This is a genomic window from Paraglaciecola sp. 2405UD69-4 (genome assembly GCF_047525415.1).
Classification (GTDB): Bacteria; Pseudomonadota; Gammaproteobacteria; order Enterobacterales; family Alteromonadaceae; genus Paraglaciecola.
On sequence record NZ_JBLIXM010000003.1, the window covers coordinates 93,481 to 117,129 of the forward strand.

The 23,649-nt window shown below is 39.6% G+C and carries 24 protein-coding genes; 17 read left to right on the forward strand and 7 right to left on the reverse strand.

Annotation, left to right across the window (positions count from 1 at the left end):
- Positions 1-32 precede the first annotated feature (32 nt).
- The 4 genes from ACMUMK_RS12575 to ACMUMK_RS12590 form a co-directional block, all read right to left on the reverse strand.
- Positions 33-1,241: a NupC/NupG family nucleoside CNT transporter gene (locus tag ACMUMK_RS12575; RefSeq protein WP_414701491.1), complete on the reverse strand. Its 1,209-nt coding sequence runs from the start codon at positions 1,239-1,241 to the stop codon at positions 33-35.
- 49 nt (positions 1,242-1,290) lie between these two features.
- Positions 1,291-1,914, reverse strand: a complete 624-nt coding sequence (gene udk, locus ACMUMK_RS12580; protein WP_414701492.1) for a uridine kinase — start codon at positions 1,912-1,914, stop codon at positions 1,291-1,293.
- Between the two features lie 150 nt (positions 1,915-2,064).
- Complete coding sequence (locus ACMUMK_RS12585) at positions 2,065-3,009, reverse strand: hypothetical protein (RefSeq protein WP_414701493.1); 945 nt, start codon at positions 3,007-3,009, stop codon at positions 2,065-2,067.
- Complete coding sequence (locus ACMUMK_RS12590) at positions 3,006-3,911, reverse strand: PhnD/SsuA/transferrin family substrate-binding protein (protein ID WP_414701494.1); 906 nt, start codon at positions 3,909-3,911, stop codon at positions 3,006-3,008. The genes ACMUMK_RS12585 and ACMUMK_RS12590 overlap by 4 nt, the downstream gene beginning before the upstream one ends.
- A 334-nt stretch (positions 3,912-4,245) precedes the next feature.
- On the opposite strand from ACMUMK_RS12590, the gene ACMUMK_RS12595 reads away from it, so the two are divergent.
- The gene (locus ACMUMK_RS12595) at positions 4,246-7,272 is read left to right on the forward strand and encodes a TonB-dependent receptor (RefSeq protein ID WP_414701495.1); all 3,027 of its coding nucleotides are present in this window, start codon (positions 4,246-4,248) and stop codon (positions 7,270-7,272) included.
- Positions 7,273-7,351: 79 nt separating this feature from the next.
- Complete coding sequence (locus ACMUMK_RS12600; protein WP_414701496.1) at positions 7,352-8,536, forward strand: endonuclease/exonuclease/phosphatase family protein; 1,185 nt, start codon at positions 7,352-7,354, stop codon at positions 8,534-8,536.
- A gap of 8 nt (positions 8,537-8,544) precedes the next feature.
- Here the strand turns inward: ACMUMK_RS12600 and argR are convergent, their stop codons facing one another.
- Positions 8,545-9,009 (reverse strand): transcriptional regulator ArgR, encoded by a 465-nt coding sequence (gene argR, locus ACMUMK_RS12605; RefSeq protein ID WP_414701497.1) that lies wholly within the window; start codon positions 9,007-9,009, stop codon positions 8,545-8,547.
- Between the two features lie 283 nt (positions 9,010-9,292).
- Between argR and mdh the strand changes: the two genes are divergently transcribed.
- Positions 9,293-10,228: a malate dehydrogenase gene (gene mdh / locus ACMUMK_RS12610; protein ID WP_414701498.1), complete on the forward strand. Its 936-nt coding sequence runs from the start codon at positions 9,293-9,295 to the stop codon at positions 10,226-10,228.
- A gap of 60 nt (positions 10,229-10,288) precedes the next feature.
- Here mdh and ACMUMK_RS12615 read toward each other — a convergent pair whose 3' ends face one another.
- Positions 10,289-10,909 carry a DUF2726 domain-containing protein gene (locus ACMUMK_RS12615; protein WP_414701499.1) on the reverse strand — a complete coding sequence of 207 codons (621 nt, stop codon included), beginning with the start codon at positions 10,907-10,909 and terminating at the stop codon, positions 10,289-10,291.
- 131 nt (positions 10,910-11,040) lie between these two features.
- Positions 11,041-11,385, reverse strand: a complete 345-nt coding sequence (locus tag ACMUMK_RS12620) for a hypothetical protein (protein ID WP_414701500.1) — start codon at positions 11,383-11,385, stop codon at positions 11,041-11,043.
- 149 nt (positions 11,386-11,534) lie between these two features.
- Between ACMUMK_RS12620 and ACMUMK_RS12625 the strand changes: the two genes are divergently transcribed.
- The 14 genes from ACMUMK_RS12625 to ACMUMK_RS12690 all read left to right on the forward strand — a co-directional run bounded on the left by ACMUMK_RS12625 (position 11,535) and on the right by ACMUMK_RS12690 (position 23,629).
- Entirely contained in the window at positions 11,535-12,062 is a 528-nt protein-coding gene (locus ACMUMK_RS12625; protein ID WP_414701501.1) for a DUF2937 family protein, read from the forward strand.
- A complete protein-coding gene (locus ACMUMK_RS12630; protein ID WP_414701502.1) occupies positions 12,059-12,355 on the forward strand; it encodes an antibiotic biosynthesis monooxygenase family protein in 297 nt (98 codons plus the stop codon). Before ACMUMK_RS12625 ends, ACMUMK_RS12630 begins: the two co-directional genes overlap by 4 nt.
- Before the next feature lie 23 nt (positions 12,356-12,378).
- Positions 12,379-13,221: an alpha/beta hydrolase gene (locus ACMUMK_RS12635; RefSeq protein ID WP_414701503.1), complete on the forward strand. Its 843-nt coding sequence runs from the start codon at positions 12,379-12,381 to the stop codon at positions 13,219-13,221.
- Between the two features lie 158 nt (positions 13,222-13,379).
- On the forward strand, positions 13,380-14,714 hold the full coding sequence (locus ACMUMK_RS12640) for an AMP-binding protein (protein WP_414701504.1): 1,335 nt from the start codon (positions 13,380-13,382) through the stop codon (positions 14,712-14,714).
- Entirely contained in the window at positions 14,707-15,057 is a 351-nt protein-coding gene (locus ACMUMK_RS12645; RefSeq protein ID WP_414701505.1) for an acyl-CoA synthetase, read from the forward strand. Before ACMUMK_RS12640 ends, ACMUMK_RS12645 begins: the two co-directional genes overlap by 8 nt.
- Positions 15,054-15,794, forward strand: a complete 741-nt coding sequence (locus ACMUMK_RS12650; protein WP_414701506.1) for a glycosyltransferase family 2 protein — start codon at positions 15,054-15,056, stop codon at positions 15,792-15,794. Before ACMUMK_RS12645 ends, ACMUMK_RS12650 begins: the two co-directional genes overlap by 4 nt.
- Before the next feature lie 2 nt (positions 15,795-15,796).
- On the forward strand, positions 15,797-16,768 hold the full coding sequence (locus ACMUMK_RS12655; RefSeq protein WP_414701507.1) for a family 2 glycosyl transferase: 972 nt from the start codon (positions 15,797-15,799) through the stop codon (positions 16,766-16,768).
- Positions 16,769-16,788: 20 nt separating this feature from the next.
- A complete protein-coding gene (locus tag ACMUMK_RS12660) occupies positions 16,789-18,339 on the forward strand; it encodes an HAL/PAL/TAL family ammonia-lyase (RefSeq protein WP_414701508.1) in 1,551 nt (516 codons plus the stop codon).
- Positions 18,329-18,757, forward strand: coding sequence for an acyl-CoA thioesterase (locus ACMUMK_RS12665; RefSeq protein WP_414701509.1), 429 nt, complete (start codon positions 18,329-18,331; stop codon positions 18,755-18,757). The genes ACMUMK_RS12660 and ACMUMK_RS12665 overlap by 11 nt, the downstream gene beginning before the upstream one ends.
- Before the next feature lie 37 nt (positions 18,758-18,794).
- The gene (locus tag ACMUMK_RS12670) at positions 18,795-20,039 is read left to right on the forward strand and encodes an NAD(P)/FAD-dependent oxidoreductase (protein WP_414701510.1); all 1,245 of its coding nucleotides are present in this window, start codon (positions 18,795-18,797) and stop codon (positions 20,037-20,039) included.
- A complete protein-coding gene (locus tag ACMUMK_RS12675) occupies positions 20,040-21,227 on the forward strand; it encodes a beta-ketoacyl-[acyl-carrier-protein] synthase family protein (RefSeq protein WP_414701511.1) in 1,188 nt (395 codons plus the stop codon).
- A complete protein-coding gene (locus tag ACMUMK_RS12680) occupies positions 21,220-21,675 on the forward strand; it encodes a 3-hydroxylacyl-ACP dehydratase (protein ID WP_414701512.1) in 456 nt (151 codons plus the stop codon). The genes ACMUMK_RS12675 and ACMUMK_RS12680 overlap by 8 nt, the downstream gene beginning before the upstream one ends.
- A 2-nt stretch (positions 21,676-21,677) precedes the next feature.
- Positions 21,678-22,403 (forward strand): 3-oxoacyl-ACP reductase FabG, encoded by a 726-nt coding sequence (gene fabG, locus ACMUMK_RS12685; protein WP_414701513.1) that lies wholly within the window; start codon positions 21,678-21,680, stop codon positions 22,401-22,403.
- The gene (locus tag ACMUMK_RS12690; protein WP_414701514.1) at positions 22,403-23,629 is read left to right on the forward strand and encodes a beta-ketoacyl-ACP synthase; all 1,227 of its coding nucleotides are present in this window, start codon (positions 22,403-22,405) and stop codon (positions 23,627-23,629) included. Before fabG ends, ACMUMK_RS12690 begins: the two co-directional genes overlap by 1 nt.
- Positions 23,630-23,649: the final 20 nt, after the last annotated feature.

The following is a 23,649-nucleotide window of genomic DNA, read 5'->3' on the forward strand; positions in this document are numbered from 1 at the left end:
GGTTTACTCTCAACTCAAATCTACAAATAATTTTACAGGCTCAGGTAGAACCCTGCTAAAGCTGCACTCATCAAATTTGATAAAGTGGCAGCCAAGACTGTTTTTAACCCCAATTGTGCAATCTCTTTGCGTCTGTTGGGAGCTAGCGCTCCTATACCACCCATTAATATCGCTATTGATGAGAAATTGGCAAATCCGCATAAAGAGAAAATGACGATAGCTTGAGTGTGGGGTGACAACTCAGCTTGATACTTAAGAAAATCTAAATAGGCAACAAATTCATTTACTACCATTTTTTGGCCGATGAAACTGCCGGCTATATTGGCTTCATCCCAAGGTACGCCTAGTGCCCAAGCAACAGGTTGAAATAGATAACCTAAGATTACTTCAAAGCTTAAATCTCCGGCACCAAACAGTCCACCTGCCCAACCAATTAAACCATTTAATAAAGCGATAAGGCCTATAAAAGCCAGCAACATAGCCCCAACATTTAGTGCTAAATGTAATCCAGAAGCGGCGCCACTTGCTGCAGCATCAAAAATATTGGCGTATTGATTATCTTCGACAGTTTTCTGGTCAAGTTCATTTTTGAACTCTTCTGTTTCAGGAATAATAATTTTGGCCATTAATAACCCACCGGGAGCCGCCATGAAACTTGCCGCAAGCAAGTACTTTATATCCACTCCCATACCTGCATAACCAGCCATCACTGACCCTGCAATTGATGCTAAGCCACCTACCATGACAGCAAACAACTCAGAACGGGTTAAATTAGGTATAAATGGTTTAATAACTAATGGCGCTTCTGTTTGCCCAACAAAAATATTTGCGGCGGCTGACATAGACTCAGGACGGCTTGTTTTTAAGAAAAACTGTAAAAATCCGCCAATGACTCGAATAATTACTGTCATAACTTTCAAATGATATAGGACGGTAATCAAAGAAGAGAAAAACACTATGACAGGTAAAACATTAAATGCGAATATAAAGCCCATAGACTTATTACCCATAGGGCCAAATATAAAGTCTATGCCGTCTTGGCTGTAACTAATGATGTTCTCCACGTATCCAGTCAAAGATAGTAAAAAACTAATACCTGGTGGAAAATACAGCACCAATGCGCCAATTGCAGCCTGTATCGCAAACGCCCCACCCACTGTGCGCCAATTAATAGCATGCCTGTGGGCTGAGCATAAATAGGCGATAAGTAACATTAAAGCTACGCCAATTAGACTGTTCATACTTTATTCCTTTTTTATTATTTTTTGTGCAGCATGAAACAACAAGCTTTTATAATAAGCTTTGCTGAATATGTGATTTTATTACGTCTAGCGCTATGCGGTTCTCGCCACCTTGAGTCACTATCACGTCTGCGGTAAAGCGGCTCGGCGCAATGAATTGGTGATACATAGGTTTCACTGTTGATTCATACTGGTTGGCTACCGACTCTAGCGTACGGCCTCTTTCTGCAATATCTCTTTTCATTCTGCGTAGTAGGCAAATATCTAGAGGTGTATCGACAAAAATCTTTATATCAAACATTGGTTGTAGCGCTGCATTGGCTAACAACATAATACCTTCGATAATAATAACCGGAGCTGATTTCAAACGTTCCGTTTTCTCAAGCCTAGTGTGGGTTTTATAACAATAGCTAGGGTAATCAACAGAGTCCCAATTCTTTAAAGCTTCTAGGTGTTGCACCAATAACTCATGCTCGAAGGCTTTGGGGTGATCGTAATTGTTTTGCTCTCGCTCCTTCATAGGAAGGTGATCTTGAGAGCGATAGTAATGATCTTCCCGTAAAATTTGTACAGACTTGCCTTTTTCGGAAAACTCTTTAAGCAGATTTTCTGTAAATAAGGATTTACCGGAGCCAGACGCTCCCGAAATAGCAATAACTAATGGGGTAGACATACCACTCCAGACAATTGATTTAAGACTGTCGGAAAGATAACAGTGAAGCAAGGAAAAGTCAGCACCTGAACTCTGCTTTCAATAAACTAATACCATTAAAATTAATGGTTAGTTTAATTTTTCAGCAATCAGCAGTATCTTTTGGTAGTTTTATTTTCCAATGATTTCTAAATTTTCTGCGGCTATATGCTCAAGGGCGTAATTGTGTAATTTAGATCTAGAGCCCTCTCCCTGCGCTTTTGGTGGGTAAAACATTTTTTTATCTGTAGTTTGATGTAAGAACACCATATCTAAAGAAGCTCTAATTTCACTTAAAGTTTTATCTAGATTTGTATTGAAGTCTGGCCTTTTGCGCTTTGTATGTCCTAACTCGATTAATCGATAAAAGTACTTATTAGCTAAAGCAATGATATCTTCAGGAACATCTTTACTCTGGCTAAGATAGGGCTCTGGTTCTTTAACGCAGTATTCTAAAAGTGCAACATAGAAACAAAATGGTTTATTTGACAGTTTAACATTTCTGTTTACTTCTCTATGACATAGTGTTTTGTTGTGGAGATTAATCGATAGTATAGGTCTCACTGCTGCTGAAGAGGCTTTCAGTGACTCTTTTTCTTCTTCAGTCTTTTTAGGTTGCAGCTTATAGGCTAAGACGGATAATAAAATTGCAAATAATAATGCAACTGGGTTGAGAGTCGTTAAAAAGTGCCAAGGTAATAAAGCTAAACCTAAGGTGATTTTTTGATTAGCTGGATTTAGCTCAGAGTTTAAAAGCGTAAAATCCGAATCAACAAAAACGTCAACATCCTGAATTCTAGACAAACGAGCGGGAGCGCTTTGGTTTTCTAAGTATTGATTTAGCTGCTTAATATAAATTGTAACCGATGGTTTGTCAGACACTACACTTAATGCAGGGTTTGCAAGCTGTAGTTTGCCTATATCGAGTGCGATTCGTTTTTCGATATTAAGTTGATAAAACCTTTGTTCTTGTTGGTATTGAAAGTAGTGGGCAGAAGAATAAACACCTTGTAGCAGAGCCCAAAGTAATAAAAAGTAACCTAAACGTTTTAAGTATAACTTCTGCGTTTGCGTCATTGGCTATCTACTTTGTTGGCATTACATTGTTCAGGGACAATGATTTGGTTGTAATACTCTGAATCCATGTCTTGAGTTAGCTGCAGTAAAATCCTCTGGGCTCCGCACACTAGATCTGTATTGTCTGTATCCATTTTCAGATACCATTTACTACCACTTACGTCTTCTTCTATTTGGGTAATATAATTATGAGAAAAGCGTTCGCTGTCTTCTTGTTGCCAATAGGAAGAGATAATATCCACGTCTCCAGACGCCAATAAACTGCGTAACTCTTCATGGCTGGTGGCATAGGTGATATTGATACTTTGTTCGGTTAAGCCTAAATCTTTGAGAATTTTTTTAGGAATAATATGACCCGAGCGACTGCTTGGGTAATCTAACAAACCTAGCGTTTTGCCCCAGAGGTATTGTTTACTTATTTCGGGCTTTTCTTTCAAGGATATAAAATAAGCAGAATAGTTTTGATAAGTTCCTATGACTTTATATCCATAAGTCTGTTCTATTGCAAAAGCTTGCATTAAGTTTTCTTTTACTAAGGCAAGCTGAGCAATCCCTTTGCCTACATACTGAATAATATCTTGGTCTCTATTGCTCCATCTTACTTCGATTTTTCCGAATTGATTGTTGATTACTTTATCTTTACAAAGCTTATCAAGTAACAAGGTGGCAATGTGCTTGTTTATTACAAATGCAATAAAAGTGTTATGGTTAGTGGTAGAGCTGGTTAAACAAGTTTCATATTCAACGATTAAATTTGGAATCGCGGATACTTTTTTCTGATTAAAATTTGTTCCAATAGACCACATAATTACAACAGCGATCACTATCGATGAGATTAATATTGTTCTATTGTAGTGGAGAAAAGTAATCAAAATGTATCGAGCTAAACTTACTTGTTGCATTAAAGAATGCCAATTTCACCAGTTAGTCTTATTTATTGCAATAGGTAAGTTTATTTGTTGTTGTTAACTTATTGATATTTAAGTAATTATAAAAAAATGAGTTGAATGGTGTTAAATGCTTTTTACTTTTTTGAATAAGTTCAGTATGAGTAGAGCTGGTAAATTGGATGATAGGACATAGGATGTATTTTTGCCTTTGTTTTCCAAAGGCATTAGTTAGATATAAAAATAAAGAAATAGTTTAAATAAAAATGAAATATTTAGCCTGTAAGGTGCACGCCAAGCATGCTTGATATGCGAAAATTTAGAAAAACCAAAACTTAGGAAACACACAATGTTCAATAAATCTAAACTCAATCGTGTAGCGATTGCAGTAGCACTTTCTGTAGGTATGTCTACAGCTGCAATGGCACAAGTTACCTCTTCTGGGATGACTGGTACAATAGTTGGACCTCAAGGTAATCCAGCTGCAGGTACAGTAGTTAAAGTAACGCACGTTCCAACAGGTGCTGTTAAGACTGCTATTGTTAACTCTTCTGGTGCGTTTAACCTAAATGGTCTGCGTGTTGGTGGTCCTTATACAGTAGAAATTGATTCTGATAAGTTTGCTGATCAAACGATAAGCGATATCTATCTAAGTCTAGGTGAAACTGCACCGCTTAACCGTGCTTTACAATCTGAAGAAGATGTAGAGCGTATTTCTGTTACCGCGTCTCAAGTAAGTAGTTTAGCATTTGGTAAAATTGGACCTGGTGCAAACTTTGACCTTTCTACTTTACAAAACGCCCCTGCAATAAACCGTGATATTACTGATATTGTTCGTATCGACCCGCGTATATATGTAGATGAAGGCGGCAGTGGCGGCATTCAATGTGTGGGTAAAAGCCCGCGCTTCAACAGCTTAACTGTTGACGGTGTCCGTATGAATGACTTGTTTGGCCTTAATTCAAACGGTTACCCTACTGAAAGAATGCCTTTCTCTTTTGATGCAATCGAAGGTGTAGCGGTTGAAATTGCTCCTTTCGACGTAATTTACGGTGGTTTCTCAGCTTGTAACATCAGTGCTGTAAGTAAAACTGGTACTAACGAAGTACATGGTACAGCTTTCTTCGATTATGGAAGTAACAGCTTACGTGGTGATTCACTAGAAGGTGATGCTGTAAATATTGGTGATTATACTGAAAAACGTTACGGCTTCTCAGTTGGCGCGCCTCTTATTAAAGATAAGCTTTTCATCTTTGCTGCATACGAAAAACTTGAAGGTGCTAATTTATTTGACCGTGGTGCGATTGGATCTGGTGCTGTAGATGAAGTTAACATCACTCAAGATGAGTTAGATGAAATTGTACGTATAGCCAATGACTTATATGATTATGATCCTGGTTCTATACCTTCAAGTTTACCTAATGAAGATGAAAAGCTTCTAGTTAAAATTGATTGGAATATTAACGAACAACACCGTGCTTCATTTACTTACAACTATAACGATGGTAACAATATTGCTCAATCTGATGGTGATTCAGATGAATTTGAATTCTCTAACCACCTATATGAGCGTGGTGCTGAGTTAACATCTTATGTGGGTGTGCTCTATTCTGATTGGACAGACAAATTTTCTACAGAAATCCGTTTATCTCGTACTGAGTTAGATAACCGTCAAAACTCTATTGGTGGAGACGGGACAATTGGTGGTAACGACTTTGGTGAGATCCGTATTGAAACTGATGATGTTGACGTTTATATCGGTTCAGATGATAGCCGTCAAGCTAACGATCTAGATTGGGATGCAACTAGTATCTTATTGCGTGGTAACTACTATTTTGATAATGGCCATACTGCTACATTTGGTTATGAGAGTGATAGCTTAGATATATTCAACTTGTTCGTGCAGCATAGTGAAACTGAAATTCGTTTCGACGGTATAGAAAACTTTGAAAATGGTTTTGCTGATGCTATTTACTATAACTACGCGATATCTGGGGATTTAGATGATGCAGCTGCAAACTGGGGTTACACTTCTCACTCTGTTTATGCACAAGATGAATTTTATTTAACAGATGATTTAAAAGTTATTGCTGGTTTACGTTACGACTGGATCACTTCTTCAGATAATCCTGAAGAGAATGCTGAGTTTGTCGCTGATTATGGGTTCTCAAATTCAGCTAACTTAGATGGTGTATCCTTATTACAACCTCGTATCGGCTTAAACTATACAGTAAGTGACAGTACAGAAATCCGCGGTGGTTTAGGTCTATTCTCTGGTGGTAACCCGAACGTTTGGATGTCTAATAACTACTCAGGTTCTAATACTACACAAGTAGGAGCTCGTGGTCGTGACTTCGGTTATACAGACGGTTCGCGCAGCTTATTTGATGATGATATTGTTTGGGTTAACGGTGAAGAAGGTGTGACTGCAGGTCCTGGTTATGCCATTCCTTCTGAGCTAGATGCTGCAGTTTCTGCCGGTGAAGGTTCAAACTTTGAGTTGAACTATCTAGACCCTGACTTTGAAATGCCAAGCGAGTGGAAATTATCTGCAGGTGTTACCCATGTTACTGAGTCAGACTTTATTTTAAATGCTGACCTTTTAGTATCATTCACCCAAAACCAAGCAATGATCTTGGCTGCTCATTTAGATGAAGTTGGTACAACTGATGAAGGTTATGCTATTTACGAAAGTAACAGATTGGCAGCTTTTGAGTTAACTAACTCTGGTGAAACGTCAACTTCTTATTCACTAACTGGTACATTAGAAAAGTCTTGGGATAACGGCGTACGCGTAGTAGCTGGTTATACTTACAACCACTCTGAAGATGTACAGCCTATGACTAGCTCTGTTGCATTCTCTAACTATCAGTACCGTGCATTTACTAACCCTAATGAAGATGTCTCTTCGTTATCTGATTGGAATATCGCACATCGCTTCACTGCTGATTTTAGTTATGTAGTTGAGTTGTTTGATGGTTTAGATACACGTTTCAACATGTATGCATTGGCACAATCTGGCCGTCCATATAGCAGAACTTTATCATTTAGTGATAGTAATGCTGTATTTGGATTCACGCCTTATTTAGATAGCAATAATGTATTGCCTATTGGTAATGAGCGTAACGGCGAAGAAAGTGGCTGGTGGGCAAAAGCTGATATCGCTATTAGACAGGAAATTCCAGCGTTTAAAGACGATCATTCGGCAACTCTTAGCTTTACGATTGATAACTTCACTAACTTCCTTAATGATGATTGGGGAATCTTAGAAGAAGTATCTTTCAATACTGCTACTGTTGGCACTTCTTCTCCAGAGAGCCGTCAAGGTGATGCATCACTTTGGGAAGCTCGTGTAGGAATTAGCTACAGATTTTAATCTTTAGTTAAATACTGAATTAAAAGCCGGCTCATTTGAGCCGGCTTTTTTATTTAGTCGTAAATTAAAAGGTAATACGATGTTCAATCGAATAACTATAGGCTTGTATATAATGGTTTGCTTAGCTGGGTGTCACTCAACTAGTACGCTGCAGAATATTCGTGTGGCAACCTTTAACGTGAGTATGGAAGCGGGTAATTATGTGCAGCAGGGTGAAAACGTTAGTGGCAATGAACTAAGTATTCACCTGGCTAGCGGTGGCCATTCACAAATACAGAATATTGCTGAAATCATTCAGCGTAATAAACCGGATATCATTTTACTCAATGAGTTTGACTACTTGTCTAGCTCAGTAACTGATATTAGAGCGTTTATAGATAATTATTTATCCGTGCCACAGAACGGCTCTCAAGCTGCGGTATACCCTTATTTTTATTCTGCACCTGTAAATACAGGTTTAGACTCAGGGCTAGACTTAGATAAAGACGGTGTTGCTTCAGGCTCCCATGGAGATGCATTTGGTTTTGGAGCATATCCTGGTCAATATGGGATGTTAGTTTTAAGTAAATTCCCAATCCTAAAAGGTGACGTTCGTACTTTCCAAACATTCTTATGGAAAGATATGCCAAATAATCTTTTAACTAGTATAAAAGATGAGTCTGGCGAAGCTTATTTTAACCAAGCTGCGCAAAATATTTTAAGACTATCTTCAAAATCCCATTGGGATATTCCAATTGATATCAATGGAGTAACCCTTAATCTCTTAGCAAGCCATCCAACACCTCCAGTATTTGATGGACCAGAAAATCGTAATGGTAAAAGGAACCATGATGAGATCCGTTTTTGGACCGATTATATTTCAGATGAACAGCAAGCGGCTTATATATATGATGATCTAGGTGCTAAAGGTGGCTTTTCTGGAAAGCATTTTGTAATTGTAGGAGATTTAAATGCATCGCCTGTAGAGGGCGACGGTGAAAAGGCAGGTATTCAAGGTTTACTAAGTCACCCAAGGGTAAATGATTCATTTATCCCTGAAAGTGAAGGCGCTAAGTTACACACTATAAACAACTCATATGCTGGGCAACACACTGCTTTTTGGAGAATGAGGGCAGATTATGTTTTACCATCAAATTCGTTAGGTGTTTTAAATAGTGGAGTATTTTGGCCCACTAAAGATGATCTGACTTACAAACTCATTAAAGATAGAAAAAGTTCATCAGACCATAGGTTAGTGTGGGTTGATATAAAAGTTAAGCCCTAAACCTTGCTTTATACATTCTCAAAGAGTGCTTCAACACGGCTTTGAGTGTCCTCAATATGGTTTATATCTGCAGGGGCGATAAATATCGTATCGTCACCTGCTATGGTTCCTAATACACCATCTTTTTTACCTAAAGAGTCTAGCAACCTTGCAATTAATTGGGCAGCCCCAGGGCTTGTTCTGATAATTACCATAGAGTTGTTATGTACTACATCAAGTACAAGTTGTTTTAATGGGCTTTTGGCCGTTGGCATGCCGAGCTCTGGCGGTAAACAGTAAACCATGTCGCCTCTAGCATTTCGCGTTCTGACCGCCCCAAACTTACTTAACATTCGAGATACTTTAGATTGACTAATATTGTCAAAATCTTGTGTTTTTAAAGCGTCGACAATATCACCTTGGGATCCGAAACTTTCGGTGTTCAAGATGTCTTTAAATGCCTTAATTAACGCGTCTTGTTTACTACTTGCCATAAGTCCCTCGATATTTAGTTAGAGTATTTTGCCGCATTGCTTGGGTTTTCGCAATTTGCCCTTATAACCTTTATGTAATTCTGATCACTTTTTTGGAACTGTTTGGCTCTATTTATTCTTTAGTTGAATAATAATCATCAGCTTATGTATATATTAAAAACAAAGAGATCCTTGTATAATTATTCAGTTACAAACCGTTAAACAAGCATAAACTTGTATTTCACAACCTCGTTAGCAGTAGTTTAACTATTGCAACGCAGAAAGTATTTCACAGGAGAGAATCATGAAAATAGCTGTATTAGGTGCAGCCGGCGGTATCGGCCAAGCGTTATCTTTATTGTTAAAAACTCAATTACCAGCAGGTTCAGAGTTATCTTTGTATGATGTTGCTCCAGTAGTTCCAGGTGTTGCTGTTGATTTAAGCCACATACCAACTGATGTTAAAGTTAAAGGCTATGGTAAAGATGATTTAGCAGATGCATTAACTGGATGTGACATAGTATTAATTCCAGCAGGTGTTCCTCGTAAACCTGGTATGGATCGTTCTGACTTATTTAATATTAACGCAGGTATTGTGAGAAACCTAGTTGACGGTATCGCAGATAACTGTCCAGAAGCTTGTACTTGTATTATTACCAACCCAGTAAATACAACTGTTGCTATTGCAGCTGAAGCACTTAAAGCTAAAGGTGTTTACAACAAAAACAAATTATTCGGTGTAACAACACTTGATGTTATCCGCGCAGAAACTTTTGTTGGTGAATTAAAAGGGTTAAACCCAGCTAACCTTCATGTACCTGTTATCGGCGGTCACTCTGGTACTACTATTTTACCATTATTGTCACAAGTTGAAGGTGTTGAGTTTACTGATGAAGAAGTAGCTAGTTTAACTACTCGTATTCAAAACGCTGGTACTGAAGTGGTGGAAGCTAAAGCCGGTGGCGGTTCAGCGACACTATCTATGGGACAAGCTGCTGCTCGTTTTTGTTTATCACTTGTTGATGCAATGCGTGGTGAAAATGTGGTTGAGTATACTTACGTTGAAACAAACAGTGATGATGCAGTATTTTTCTCACACCCTGTACGTTTAGGTAAAAATGGCGTAGAAGAGATTTTATCTTACGGTGAGTTAAGTGAATTCGAAGAAAACGCTAAAGCTTCAATGATTGAAGGCCTTCGTGGCGATATCGCCCTTGGTGTTGATTTCGTTAAAGGTTAATCAAGCTTTACACAGTAAAAAGCCAGCTAATCGCTGGCTTTTTTGTATCTGCAATTTACTTTAGGCTGGAACCACTGGATTCCTAGGTACAGTTTTATTTGTTCTGATTGGACGTGTTGGTTTAGGCTGGCCGGTTAATTCGTTGGTTAAGGCACTCTTTCCTTGAGAGGCTGGTGGACTTAACTGTTTCAGCTGTGGTTTAGGTAATTTAGCATGAATACACTCACGAATTTGTGCCGCCGTATAACCTGAGCGTACCTTGATTCTTACATGGGGAATGTTGGCAGCATCTAATGCTCCACTGACGAAATAGTCTCGTTGACTTTTATAGCCGTCTTTACCTTTCATATGGACAAGATCTATTGCCATAACGGGTGACATGTCTTGCTTTGAACATAAAACAAAATCTAAGTGTTTACTACTCGCTCGAGTGGTGGCGCTAATGCTAGTCTTTTTATTGGTGCTTTGACGAATGCTTAAAATATCATTCATTCTCACTCTACATAATATTCGATAGTCTTTACCTACCGCATCGTCTATTAAAGCTAAGAAAGTACGCTCAACTGGGGTAAACAAGTTACCTTTCTTTTTGAATGGAAAAGCTATCCCAGGTTCGTTAAGTTTCATCGCTGCTACTGCCACTATTATCAGTAACATCATCAGTATAATTCCAAGTTCCATGATCTCTCCACGCGCTAACGTCAGTATTTTGACAAATATGTTTTATTACATGGATAAGCAAAGAAAGTGCCAATGAACTAGAAAGCTGATTGGCGGAAATTGGATAGGGTTAGAAACGTTTGGAGTATTATTTAACTTGTTGATTTTACAAGTATATCTATTTGGCTTCCTGCTCCGTCTTTAGATATAACAACAACTTTTTGACCGTCAGCATATTGTAAAACAATTCTGCCCTTTAAGATCTTCTCGTCTTCAGCTTCACCTAGCTCTGTAAGATAAAAGTCTCGGGTAGCTTTAGGAGCACTTGCGGCAAAATAAGACAAGCTTGCAGGTAGAGTCGTCGCAAATTGTTGGCAGAACTTGGGGTTTGGATATAAGGGCAAAGTGTAAAAATCTGTAGGGCAGAGTTGACTGACACTTGGTGCAAGGGTTTCAGTAAGCACGAGTTCATCTGCTTTCAAGCTAGTTGAATTCATTATGAGCAGTACGCTGGCTGATTTTAAGATATATTTTAACAAACACGTATCTCCTAAGATGTCCTTTTGTTTACTATAGAAGTTCAGTAAGTTAGCAGCAAGGTAATTTAGCGCCATAAAGGTATGCTGTGTAGTCAGTGAGTATAATAATGATAAAACTATGTTTAGACTATTTAAGGTTGATGTTGTTTTGTAGCGGGTTATTAATTGGTATTCAAGTGCCTGCCGTGGTTGACCAATATGAAAAGCGAGTTAATGCCCAGCTTACTGAAGCGCAGGGGATTTTGGCTGGATTTCAACAAACAGCAGAGCGATTTTTTGCCGGTGACATACAGGCACTCCTAAGGCATTACGAATTAAGTGAAGATGCAGTGTTTATTGATGATGCTAAAAATATTCGCTATATCGTTGACCGGGTAATTTCTTTAAAAGCTGAACAAGAGGTTTTATCTAAAAGTGCTTTGCAGCGAACCTTTCATGTGCTTGTTACACCTGAGGGTGACACCTTTGGGCAGACTATGGAACAATATAGTTATGTGATCCTAATTGACTTGCAAGCATTGGTCTGGGGTGTGTTGTTTGGCTTTTTAAGTGCCACCTTGATAGAAGCTATATTGCATCTTTTCGGGTACTGCGTGATGTGTCTTAAACCCCATAAACATGAGGATAAAATTTGATTTTAGAGCAGGCCATACTTGATGTCATTCCTGAAAAACAACAGGAGTTTGAAGCGGCCTTTAAACAAGCTCAAACTATCATCTCTTCAATGCAAGGGTATATGTGGCACCAGTTGCAAAGGTCTATAGAAAAAGATAATCGTTATCTGTTGCTGGTGCAATGGCAAACTATAGAAGACCATACTGTGGGCTTTAGGCAGTCACCTGAATATCAACAATGGAAAGCTTTGTTACATCATTTTTACGATCCCTTTCCAAGTGTTGAGCACTTTCACAATATTCAACTTACTTAAAGCCATGATTTTTTGAGGGTAGTATGAAAATAACTTTGTTTGTAAAGCAACTAACTTTCGGTGCTTTATTTTTTATAATGGCCTTTGGGGCAGCGGCTTCTGAGGTTAAATGGGAGAAACTACAAGGGCTAGGCACTGTTGAGTACTTTGAGCTATTAAACCCAAAAAAGACAACTAGTAAGAATAACTATCATGTTTTTGTTCGTTTGCCAGAAGAGTATTTAGAACAAAAATCTGCAACATTTCCGGTACTGTATCTATTAGATGGTGGGACTACCTTTCCGCTATTTTCTGCCCATTACACTCATCTAAGATGGATGAAAGATATTCCACCTATGATCCTTGTTGGAATAAGTTACGGTACCCATGACTGGCGCAAAGGTAATGATCGAAGCCATGATTTTACAGCGCCCTCCAGTGAGCGTGAGCATTGGGGAGGCGCAGCAGTTTTTGAACAATTTTTTATAGATACGTTAATGCCTACTATGCAGAAAAAATATAGGCTTGATAAGCAAAAACAGATCTTATTTGGACAATCTTTAGGTGGGCAGTTTGGGTTGTTTTCTAGTATGTATGGTAAGGCCCCATTCTTTGGCGTGATTGCAAGTAACCCTGCGTTATATCGTAACTTAGATTTGTTTAAGCGCCCGTTAAATGAAAGACAGGATAGACCTAAAGTATTTGTATCTATTGCTGAGTTTGATGATGAAAAATATAAAGTACCATCCCAGCAATGGGTTAACTATTGGCTTTCACAAGACTCAAAGTGGGATTACAAGTTTACGACTATACAAAATCAAAACCATCTTTCAGCTACCCCTGATGTAATAAGAAATGGCTTGATGTGGTTGTTTCCCGATAGTTAAGCGTTAAAATCATTAGCTTGTTGTCTTATGGCGGGTCACTGGTACTCGCATTCCTGTTGCTGTGGCGTTAGAATTGACTTTTGTATCATTGTAAAATCACCTTATCGCTGTTGACCTAACAGCCGCAATGTTCTTCAGTAGGAATGCGAATTACTCAAATGACTCCAACTTTTTTCACCCTTAAGTCATCACAAGTTTGTTTTGTTGGTTCAGAACAAAGTGCTTCTAAATGGGCTGGCATTGTCGACAAATATCAAAGGCTCTTTTCGGCTCATCCGGCTAAAAAATGGCTTCTTAGCGAATCTGACAGTTTTGTTTTTTCTGCTTTGTTTTATGCCTTGTTGTCATCTGGTAAATCAGTGGTTCTGCCCCAAAATTCACAGCCTGAACATATCAAGCATGTAAAGTTGTCAGTAGATGCGAGTGTGGGGCCAGAGTTTATATCGCCAACATTTACGTCCGATATTGATTGTTTACCGGTCGCTGAACTTACCTTAACTATTTCTGCTGAAGCTGAGGTTTATTTTTACACTTCTGGGTCCACAGGGACCCCTAAAATAATTATTAAGCCTTATAAGCTTTTGCACAGGGAAGTAGATGCATTGGAGAGTAAGTTTCATGCATACGTTAAGGAAACAGTGTTTGTGTCTACTGTACCCCATCAGCATATATACGGGTTATTGTACAAAATTTTGTGGCCTATAAATAAAGGGCATGCCTTTGTGCCACAGGCATATGAATATCCAGAGCAAATGGCAACTCAAATTGCAGCGGATAGCTGCATGGCTGCCACTATTATTTCTAGTCCAGCTCAGCTGCAACGCATGGTCGCAGATAATCCTTTAGCTGCAGTTAAGGCTAAGGTACGCAACATATTCTCATCTGGCGGTCCATTAGATGCGAATAAAAACGTAGCTCTACAACAGGCGCTACAATGTCAATTGATAGAAGTTTTTGGGAGCACTGAAACTGGTGGAATTGGATGGCGTGCTAGACAATCATTATCAGATGAAGATTGGCACGTTTTTAACGAAGTGAAAATCTCATATCAACAAGGTAGTGACTTACTTGCCATTTCCTCATCATATATCTCTGAGCCACTTTACAATGCAGATGATAGGGTGCAAATACTAGATGATTATCGGTTTCGAGTGCTTGGGCGAGCAGATAGTGTTGTTAAAATCGAAGAGAAAAGAGTGTCTCTAGATGAGGTTCAAAATAGGCTTAAACAGCATCCATTTATAGATGATGCCTTTGTTGTAGTCATTGGTACAGAGCGTCGTAAGTTAGCGGCCTTAATTGTACTAAATGAAGAGGGAAACCAGGCAAGTCAAGGCTGGAAAAAAATGGAATTAGATAAGCTATTTAAAGGCTTTTTATCTAACTGGTATGAGGCTGTACTCGTGCCAAAAAAATATAGATATCCAATTGAATTACCCTATAATGCCAGAGGAAAATTGAGCAGGCGAGAAGCGGAGTCTTATTTTGAGTGAAGATGTATATCATGGAGATATATTAAGTAAAGAGCAGGGTGAGGACGAGGTAACTCTGGTGATCAGTATCCCAGAAAACCTATATTATTTTAAAGGGCATTTTCCTTCTTCTCCTGTGTTACCGGGGGTTGCATTAACCCATTGGGTAATGGAGTACCTAGCGGAATATTTTGAAGTGGATCCAAATCAGTTTGTAGGTTTGAGTGCGTTAAAATTTCAAATCATAATTTGTCCAAATTATGAGATTTCCTTGCATCTGAAAAAGCTAAATTCAAGCAAATACTCTTTTAGTTATAGTTCTATTCATGGGCAACATGCCTCGGGTAAGGTACTTTTTAAGTGACTTCACAGTACTGTATTGTCATACCCAATTATAACCATGGGGATGTCATTGAGGATACCATTGCCAGCCTTCTAAAATTTCAATTACCGATTATTTTAGTAGACGATGGAAGTGAGCCTGTAACCCAAAAGGTACTTTCTAAGATTGATGAAGATTATCTCGATGTTATTTTACTGCGTAGAGAATTTAATGGTGGCAAAGGTGCTGCGGTAAACACAGGTCTTGTAAAAGCCTATGAAATGGGCATGACTCACGCTTTACAAGTTGATGCTGACGGACAACATAATTTAGCTGACGTAGAGGTTATGTTAGCTGAATCAAAAGCTAACCCTAAAGCCTTAATTAGTGGGCGACCAATTTACGACCAAAGTATTTCCAAAGGCCGCTATTACGGTCGTTTTATCACGCACTTTTGGGTATGGGTTGAAACCCTTTCATTTCAAATTAAAGATTCAATGTGTGGTTTTAGGGTTTATCCGTTAGCGGCTTACGCACAATTAATTGAACAGGTTGAGTTAGGTAAGCGCATGGACTTCGACATTGAAGTTATGGTGCGGCTATTTTGGCAAGGCCTTAACGTTAGGTTTATTGCCACTCGGGTTCATTACCCTGAAGGCGGCGTGTCTCATTTTAATGCACTACAAGATAATTGGTTGATTTCAAAGATGCATAGCAAACTGTTTTTTGGCATGTTGATTCGAATACCTAAGTTGCTTTTTAGGCGAGGGAATAAATAACTATGGAACAGAACCAACATTGGTCAACGCTGAAAGAACGTGGAAGCATGTTTGGTATTCAGTGCCTAGTATTTATCTATAAAGTATTTGGCAAAGGCCTTTTTCAAGTCTGTTTGTTTCCCGTCATGCTTTATTTTTATTTAACCGGGCGTATTGCTAGGCATGCAATCAAAGATTATTGGATCCAGTTAGAAGCCAGCCGAGGTGGTGTTGCGCCTTCAGGCTTTTCATTGCACCGTCATGCTTTTAAAGTGTTTATAACGTTTGGCTTGGCGATTGTAGATAAGTTTGATGCTTGGCTAGGAAAAATTCATATTGATGATATTGAGATCATGAATTCTGACGTTTATGAGAAGCTAACCTCTAGCCAAGGTGCGGTGATCTTAAGTGCTCATTTAGGCAATATGGAAATATGCCGTGCAATTTTTAGCTCTGGAAAAAACAAGAAAAAATTAAACATAATCACTTATAACGAGCATGCCCCCTCATTTAACAACTTTCTGAAGAAAATAAACCCTGATGCCGCAATTAATTTTGTCCATGTGAATAACTTTGGTCCCGATGACACTATTATGTTGAAGCAGAAAATAGATGACGGAGAGGCAGTAGTTATTTTTGCGGATCGGACATCGGTTAATAATCCAAATAGCGTGCAGTTTGTACCTTTTTTGTCTAAACCTGCACCTATTGCAATTGGGCCTTTTGCTCTAGCTACCATTATGGAGTGCCCGGTATTTTTTATGACATGCATAAAAAATTCAGAGCAAGGTAGGTATCAAACTTATATAGAAGAGTTTGCAGAGCCAGTTAAAGTGAAGCGTAAAGAGCGCGCCGAGTATTTTCAAAAGTTGATGGAAAAATACACCTCGAGATTGAGTTATTATTGTTTGAAAGAGCCTTATCAATGGAATAACTTTTTTGATTTCTGGCGAGCAAACGAAGCAGAAAATCCTAATCAACAAAACAATAAATAGATAAAGCGGGAGTAAGCTAAATGGAGTCAGGCTTGAATAAAGTGTGTTTGGGCTCAAACAAGATTTCTATTGAAGATATCGTCAGTATTGCAAAATCAGGCAGACAAGTTGTTTTGTCTGATGATCAGCTCTTTAGGGATAGAATAGACCAAGGAGTGAAGTTTCTTGATAAGTTACTTGAAGAAGATGGGCACATTTATGGTGTAACAACTGGATATGGTGATTCATGTACAGTTGAAGTGCCATTGTCTCTTGTTGATGAGTTGCCAATTCACCTTACGCGCTTCCATGGCTGTGGCTTAGGGGAGTTTTTTAGCATAGAAGAAGGTAGGGCAATTCTCGCTGCTCGTTTGACCTCTTTATCTCAAGGCTACTCGGGGGTAAGTTGGGATTTACTTAACTTGCTCGTTGAGATGTTGAACCAAAATATCATTCCTGTTATTCCCCAAGAAGGTTCTGTTGGTGCAAGTGGTGATCTCACGCCTTTATCTTATGTTGCAGGTGCTTTGATCGGTGAGCGGGACGTGTATTATCAAGACACCATAATGCTAAGTTCTGAGGCGTTTAAACTCGCTGGTCTCACCCCAATAAAGTTAAGGCCTAAAGAAGGCCTAGCTATTATGAATGGAACCGCTGTGATGACGGCTTTAGCTTGTCTTGCCTATGACAGAGCGACTTATTTAGCTAAGTTAATGGCGAGGATCACAGCCTTATCTAGCTTGGCATTAAAGGGAAACAGTAATCACTTTGACGATATTCTATTTAGTGTGAAGCCTCACCCTGGCCAAAATCAGATTGCAAGTTGGATCCAGCAGGACCTCAATCACCATACCCACCCACGTAACTCTCAGAGATTGCAAGATAGATACTCAATTCGGTGTGCGCCCCACATAGTAGGGGTGCTACAAGATAGTTTGCCTTGGTTCCAAAGTATGATTACCAACGAACTGAATAGTGCAAACGATAATCCCATAATTGATGGAATTGGTGAGCATGTATTACATGGAGGGCATTTCTATGGTGGGCACATCGCTATGGCCATGGACTCACTGAAAAACTGTGTGGCAAATCTTGCGGATTTAGCTGATAGACAAATTGCCACTATGGTGGATGTCAAAATGAACCACGGCTTACCGTCTAATTTGTCGGGGGCTAAGGGCGAGAGACAATTTATAAACCATGGTTTTAAAGCAATACAAATTGGATGTTCCGCTTGGACAGCTGAAGCTTTAAAGCTAACTATGCCTGCGAGCGTATTTTCTCGCTCAACTGAATGTCACAATCAGGACAAAGTGAGCATGGGGACTATCGCTGCAAGGGACTGTTTACGAGTGTTACAGCTAACTGAACAAGTTATTGCAGCTACCTTGTTAGCATCGGTGCAGGGGGTTCGGTTACGTATTTTAAGTGGCGAGCTTCAAAAGTCTTCGCTGACCACAGACATGACAAATATGTTAGATGACATCTGCGAATTCTTTGAACTCCTTGATGAAGACAGACCTACAGATAAGTTATTACGCCAAACAGTTACTTTTGTGCAACAACAAAGATGGTCTTTATATGAAAGCTAAACCCATTGTTAGCGTCAGTACCGAGATGGAAGTTCAGTTCTATGATGTTGATTCTATGCGGGTGGTTTGGCATGGCAATTATGTAAAATATTTAGAAATGGCTAGGTGCGAACTATTAAAAGCGTTTGATTACAATTATCTAGAGATGGAAGCTACAGGCTATATATGGCCCATTGTAGATATGCGCTTAAAATATGTGGCCTCTGCCAAATTAAGTGACGTGATAATCGTTGAAGCCAATTTGGTTGAGTATCAGTCTAGATTAAAAATTGAATATGTAATCAGAGATAAAAGTACTGCAAAAGTATTGAATAAGGCTTACACCATTCAGGTTGCTGTTGATATTGAAAATGGTGAGATGTTATTTGAAACGCCCCAATGTGTATTAGATAAGTTATCGCCTTACATTAGTGCATAAAGAAGTTAGTTAATGGTTTACAGACGGAGAAGGGAATATGAGTAATACAGAAACCTGTGACGTAGTTATCATAGGCGCAGGGCCTGCTGGAGCAATTGCTGCTGCTATCTTAGCTAATAACGGGTGGAACACCATAGTTGTTGAACGAGAAGAGTTTCCTCGTTTTTCCATAGGAGAGAGTCTCCTTCCTCACTGTATGGAATTTGTTGAGCAAGCAGGCCTTTTAGAAGGTTTGCTTGAACATGCAGCTCAGCTTAACTTTCAATATAAAAATGGCGCCGCCTTTTATCGTAAAGGGGAGCGTTCAGACTTTAATTTTGAACATAAATTTTCTGAAGGTCCTGGTACCACTTTTCAAGTCAAGCGTGCTGCCTTTGATAAGTTACTGGCAGATGAAGCTGCAAAGACTGGCGCAGATTTTAGGTACAAACAAACGGTTCAAGCTGTTACTAATGATGAAAACGGAGCTAGCTTAGAGGTAAGCACCGAGCAAGGAAGTTACCAACTTAAGGCCAAGTTTATGCTTGATGCCAGTGGCTTTGGGCGAGTATTACCCCGTATGTTGGACTTAGAGCTACCTAGTAACCTTAGCACCAGAAAAGCAGTCTTTACGCACTTCAAAGATAATATTCCAGCAAACGCTACCTTTGATCGAAACAAAATTTTGATCACTGTACACCCTGAGATAGCCGATGTTTGGTATTGGTTAATTCCTTTTTCTGATGGCACTTCGAGTATTGGTGTGGTTGGTCGGCCAGAATGTTTTGACGAGTCCCAAAGCTGCGAGCAGCAGTTGCTCAAATTTATCCATGATGATGATAACTTAAGTGAGTTATTAGCCACTGCAGAAGTGCTACAGCCTGCCCGAACTATTGGAGGCTATTCTGCAAGTGTTAAGTCTTTGCACGGCCCTAGTTTTGCGTTACTTGGTAATGCGGGAGAGTTTTTAGATCCTGTCTTTTCATCTGGAGTAACCATAGCAATGCGCTCGGCGGCATCAGCAGCTAGCCTTCTTAACCGGCAGTTATCCGGTGAAACTATTGATTGGCAAACTGATTATGATGAGCCTTTACGAAAAGGCATTGAGGTATTTAAAACCTTTGTTATGTCTTGGTATGACACTAGTTTCCAAAATGTAATTTTTTTCCAAGATGAAGAGTCAGAGGTAAAACCTATGATCACTTCAATTTTAGCTGGGTACGCTTGGGATGAGAGTAATCCTTTTGTCAAAAACTCTACTCGTGGTATTCGCATGTTAACAAAGTTATGTGAGGCTGATTAGGTGTATAGCGCAACACCTTTATACATAAATAGCATTGGCTTGTGTAACCCTCTTGGGGGCAATGCCGAAGAAGTGGCTGACAATTTATTTTCAGGCTCCCAAAAGGGAATGCAGTTACGAGAAGACTTACTCCATGATGATAAGGTTTATGTGGGTCAAGTGACTAAAGCCTTACCTGATTTGACTGGCTACCCTAAACACTTTCAAAGTCGTAACAATCAGTTGTTACTTCAGGCATATCTGCAAATTGAAAACACTGTTAATGAATTAAAGCAGAGGTTTCCTAGCTCTCGATTTGGGATCATTTTAGGCACTAGCACTTCGGGGATAGCCCAAGGTGAGATCGCCATGGAGCATAAACTTGATGCTGCTACTTTCCCTGATAATTATGATTACAGAGTGCAAGAGTTATCAAATCCTGCAGAGTTCTTAAGTGAATATGCGAAACTTGATGGCTATGTAACTGTTATTTCAACTGCTTGTTCGTCAAGTGCTAAAACCTTTATTAGTGCCGCTGAAATGATTCATGCTGGATTAATTGATGTAGCAATAGTGGGTGGGGTTGATTCATTGTGTGGTATGACAGTAAATGGTTTTAGCGCATTAGAGTCAACCTCTGCGGGTATTTGTAACCCTTCAAGTAAGAATCGAGATGGGATTAATATTGGCGAGGCGGCGGCCTTAGCTGTACTAAGTAGACAAAAATCTAGCATTCGTCTTTGTGCTGGTGGTGAGTCTAGTGACGCCCATCATATGTCAGCGCCTCATCCTGAGGGAGAAGGAGCAAAAGCAGCCATGGTACAAGCGCTAGATAATGCTGGGCTTACTCCCAAGGACATTGATTATATCAACCTACATGGTACCGCCACGCCCAAAAATGATGAAATGGAAGGTATTGCAGTTGCCACTGTTTTTCCATCTAGTCCTTTTGTGAGTTCAACCAAAGGCAGTGTTGGCCATACCTTAGGCGCTGCAGGGGCAACAGAAATTGCGTTTTGTTATTTAGCTTTACAACACCAAGCATTGCCACCCCAACTTTGGGATGAAGTAGCTGACCCGGCTATACCAAAACTAAACTGGGTAACAGCTAGCAGCCAATTGAGTAACCCTTTGCAATATTGTTTAAGTAACTCCTTTGCCTTTGGCGGTAATAATGTGAGTTTAATTATAGGTTTAGAACATGAATAAATACGCCATAGAAGATGTGGTTCCACATGCCCACCCTATGATTTTGATTGAGCAATTAAAGGAGTTTTCAGAAGACTCTGCCACCTGCTTGTTAGAGATTAGAGAACAAAGTAATTTTTACAATCCTGAAAAAAAATCTGTGCCCTCTTATGTAGGGTTAGAGTATTTAGCACAAAGCATTGCAGCCTATGCTAATGCTAACAAAGTGCAAGAGGGTGGCGAAGTTGCCCTAGGATTCTTAGTCAGTGCTCGTAATTTTAAAGCTGCGGTTAGTGAATTTACACTGGGTATGCAGTTAGAAACGAAAGTGACTAAGCTATTTAAAGAAGAGAATGGTTTGAGTGTATTTGATTGTTTAATTTTTTGTGATGAAGAACAACTAATTGAAGCAAAAATTAATGTGTATGAGCCAGAAAATCCAGAGTTGTATCTGAAGGAGAACACATAAAAATGACTAAAAGGGTACTTGTAACAGGTTCTAGTAAAGGCATTGGAAAAGCCTGTGCCTTACGATTAGCGAAAGACGGCTTTGATGTAACTGTGCATTGCAGAGGGGACATAGAAGCAGCAAATAGTGTAGTAAGCGCTATAAAAGAAATGGGACGTGAGAGCTATTGTTTGCAATTTGATGTGGCAAACCGAAGCCAAACCAAAGCGATTCTAGAGGAAGATCTAGAGGATAACGGCGCCTATTATGGTGTGGTATGTAATGCGGGTATAACACGAGACACAGCTTTTCCTGCTATGACAGAGGGAGAGTGGGATGATGTAGTGCATACCAACCTAGATGCTATATACAATGTACTGCACCCTTTGGTTATGCCTATGGTTCGCACCAGAAAAGGTGGCCGTATTGTGACTATGGCATCTGTGTCGGGAGTAATCGGAAATCGCGGACAAGTTAATTATAGTGCGTCAAAAGCAGGAGTGATTGGTGCAACCAAAGCTTTGGCTTTAGAATTGGCAAAACGTAAAATTACGGTCAACTGCGTCGCTCCAGGATTAATCGATACTGGGATGACAGATGAATTACCTATGGATGAAATTATGAAAATGATACCGCTAAGAAGAGCCGGGCAAGCTGAAGAAGTCGCTGGTGCGGTATCTTTTTTGATGTCTGATGATGCGTCTTACATCAGTCGTCAGGTGTTGTCTGTTAACGGTGGAATGGCTTAATGAAAAGAGTGGTTGTAACCGGCATGTCATCTATTACAGCATTAGGTGACAACTGGGAAAGTTTTGAAGGGGCTCTGAGACAGAAAAAGAATGCGGTTGTACGTATGCCTGAGTGGCAGGATGTAAAAGGCCTGCACTCTGATTTGGCTGCGCCTATCACTGATTTCACCGTTCCTGAACATTATACTCGTAAAAAGACACGTTCAATGGGACGTTTGTCTTTAATGGCCACCCGTAGTGCTGAGCTAGCACTAGAAGAAAGCCAGTTATTAGGATCTGATGTACTTACTAATGGCGATACTGGTGTGGCATATGGCTCGTCTATCGGTTCTACCCCGCCTTTAATTGGCTTTGGTGATTTATTAAAACACCACGATATGTCTGGTATGACAGCTACCAGTTATATCAAAATGATGAATCATACTTCCGCCGTAAATATTGGGGTATTCTTTGGTATTAAAGGCAGAATTCATACTACAAGTTCTGCATGTACTTCAGGCTCTCAAGGTATAGGCTATGCCTATGAAGCAATAAAATTTGGCAAGCAAAAGGTTATGGTTGCCGGTGGTGGGGATGAGTTATGTTTATCTGAGGTTGCTGTATTTGACACCTTGTTTGCAACCAGTACAAAGCTCGAGCATCCAGAGCTTACGCCACGCCCCTTCGATATAGACAGAGATGGTTTAGTGATAGGGGAAGGCGCAAGTACCCTTATTTTAGAAGAAATGGAACATGCTATCGCCCGTGGCGCGCCGATTTTAGCTGAAGTAGTCGGATTTGGAACCAACTCAGATGGTTTGCATGTGACCCAGCCTAACAACGAAACTATGGCTGTGTCTATGCGCTTAGCTTTGCAAGATGCTGGACTATCTGCCTCTGATATTGGCTATGTAAGTGCCCATGGGACGGCTACAGGTAAGGGAGATATCGCTGAAACCCGTGCTACGAGTAATGTTATGGGAAGTAATATGCCGGTAAGTTCACTCAAAAGTTATTTAGGGCATACCTTAGGTGCATGTGGTGCAATCGAAGCTTGGGCCAGTATCAATATGATGAATAACAAGTGGTTTGCACCGACTATTCAATTGAATAAGGTTGACCCCTTGTGTGGCGAGTTAGATTATATCGTTGGTGATGGTATGGCTATTGATACAGATTTTGTCATGTCTAATAACTTTGCTTTTGGTGGCATAAATACATCCTTGATTTTTAAACGAATGCGGTAATTTAGTGGTAGCAAATTCAT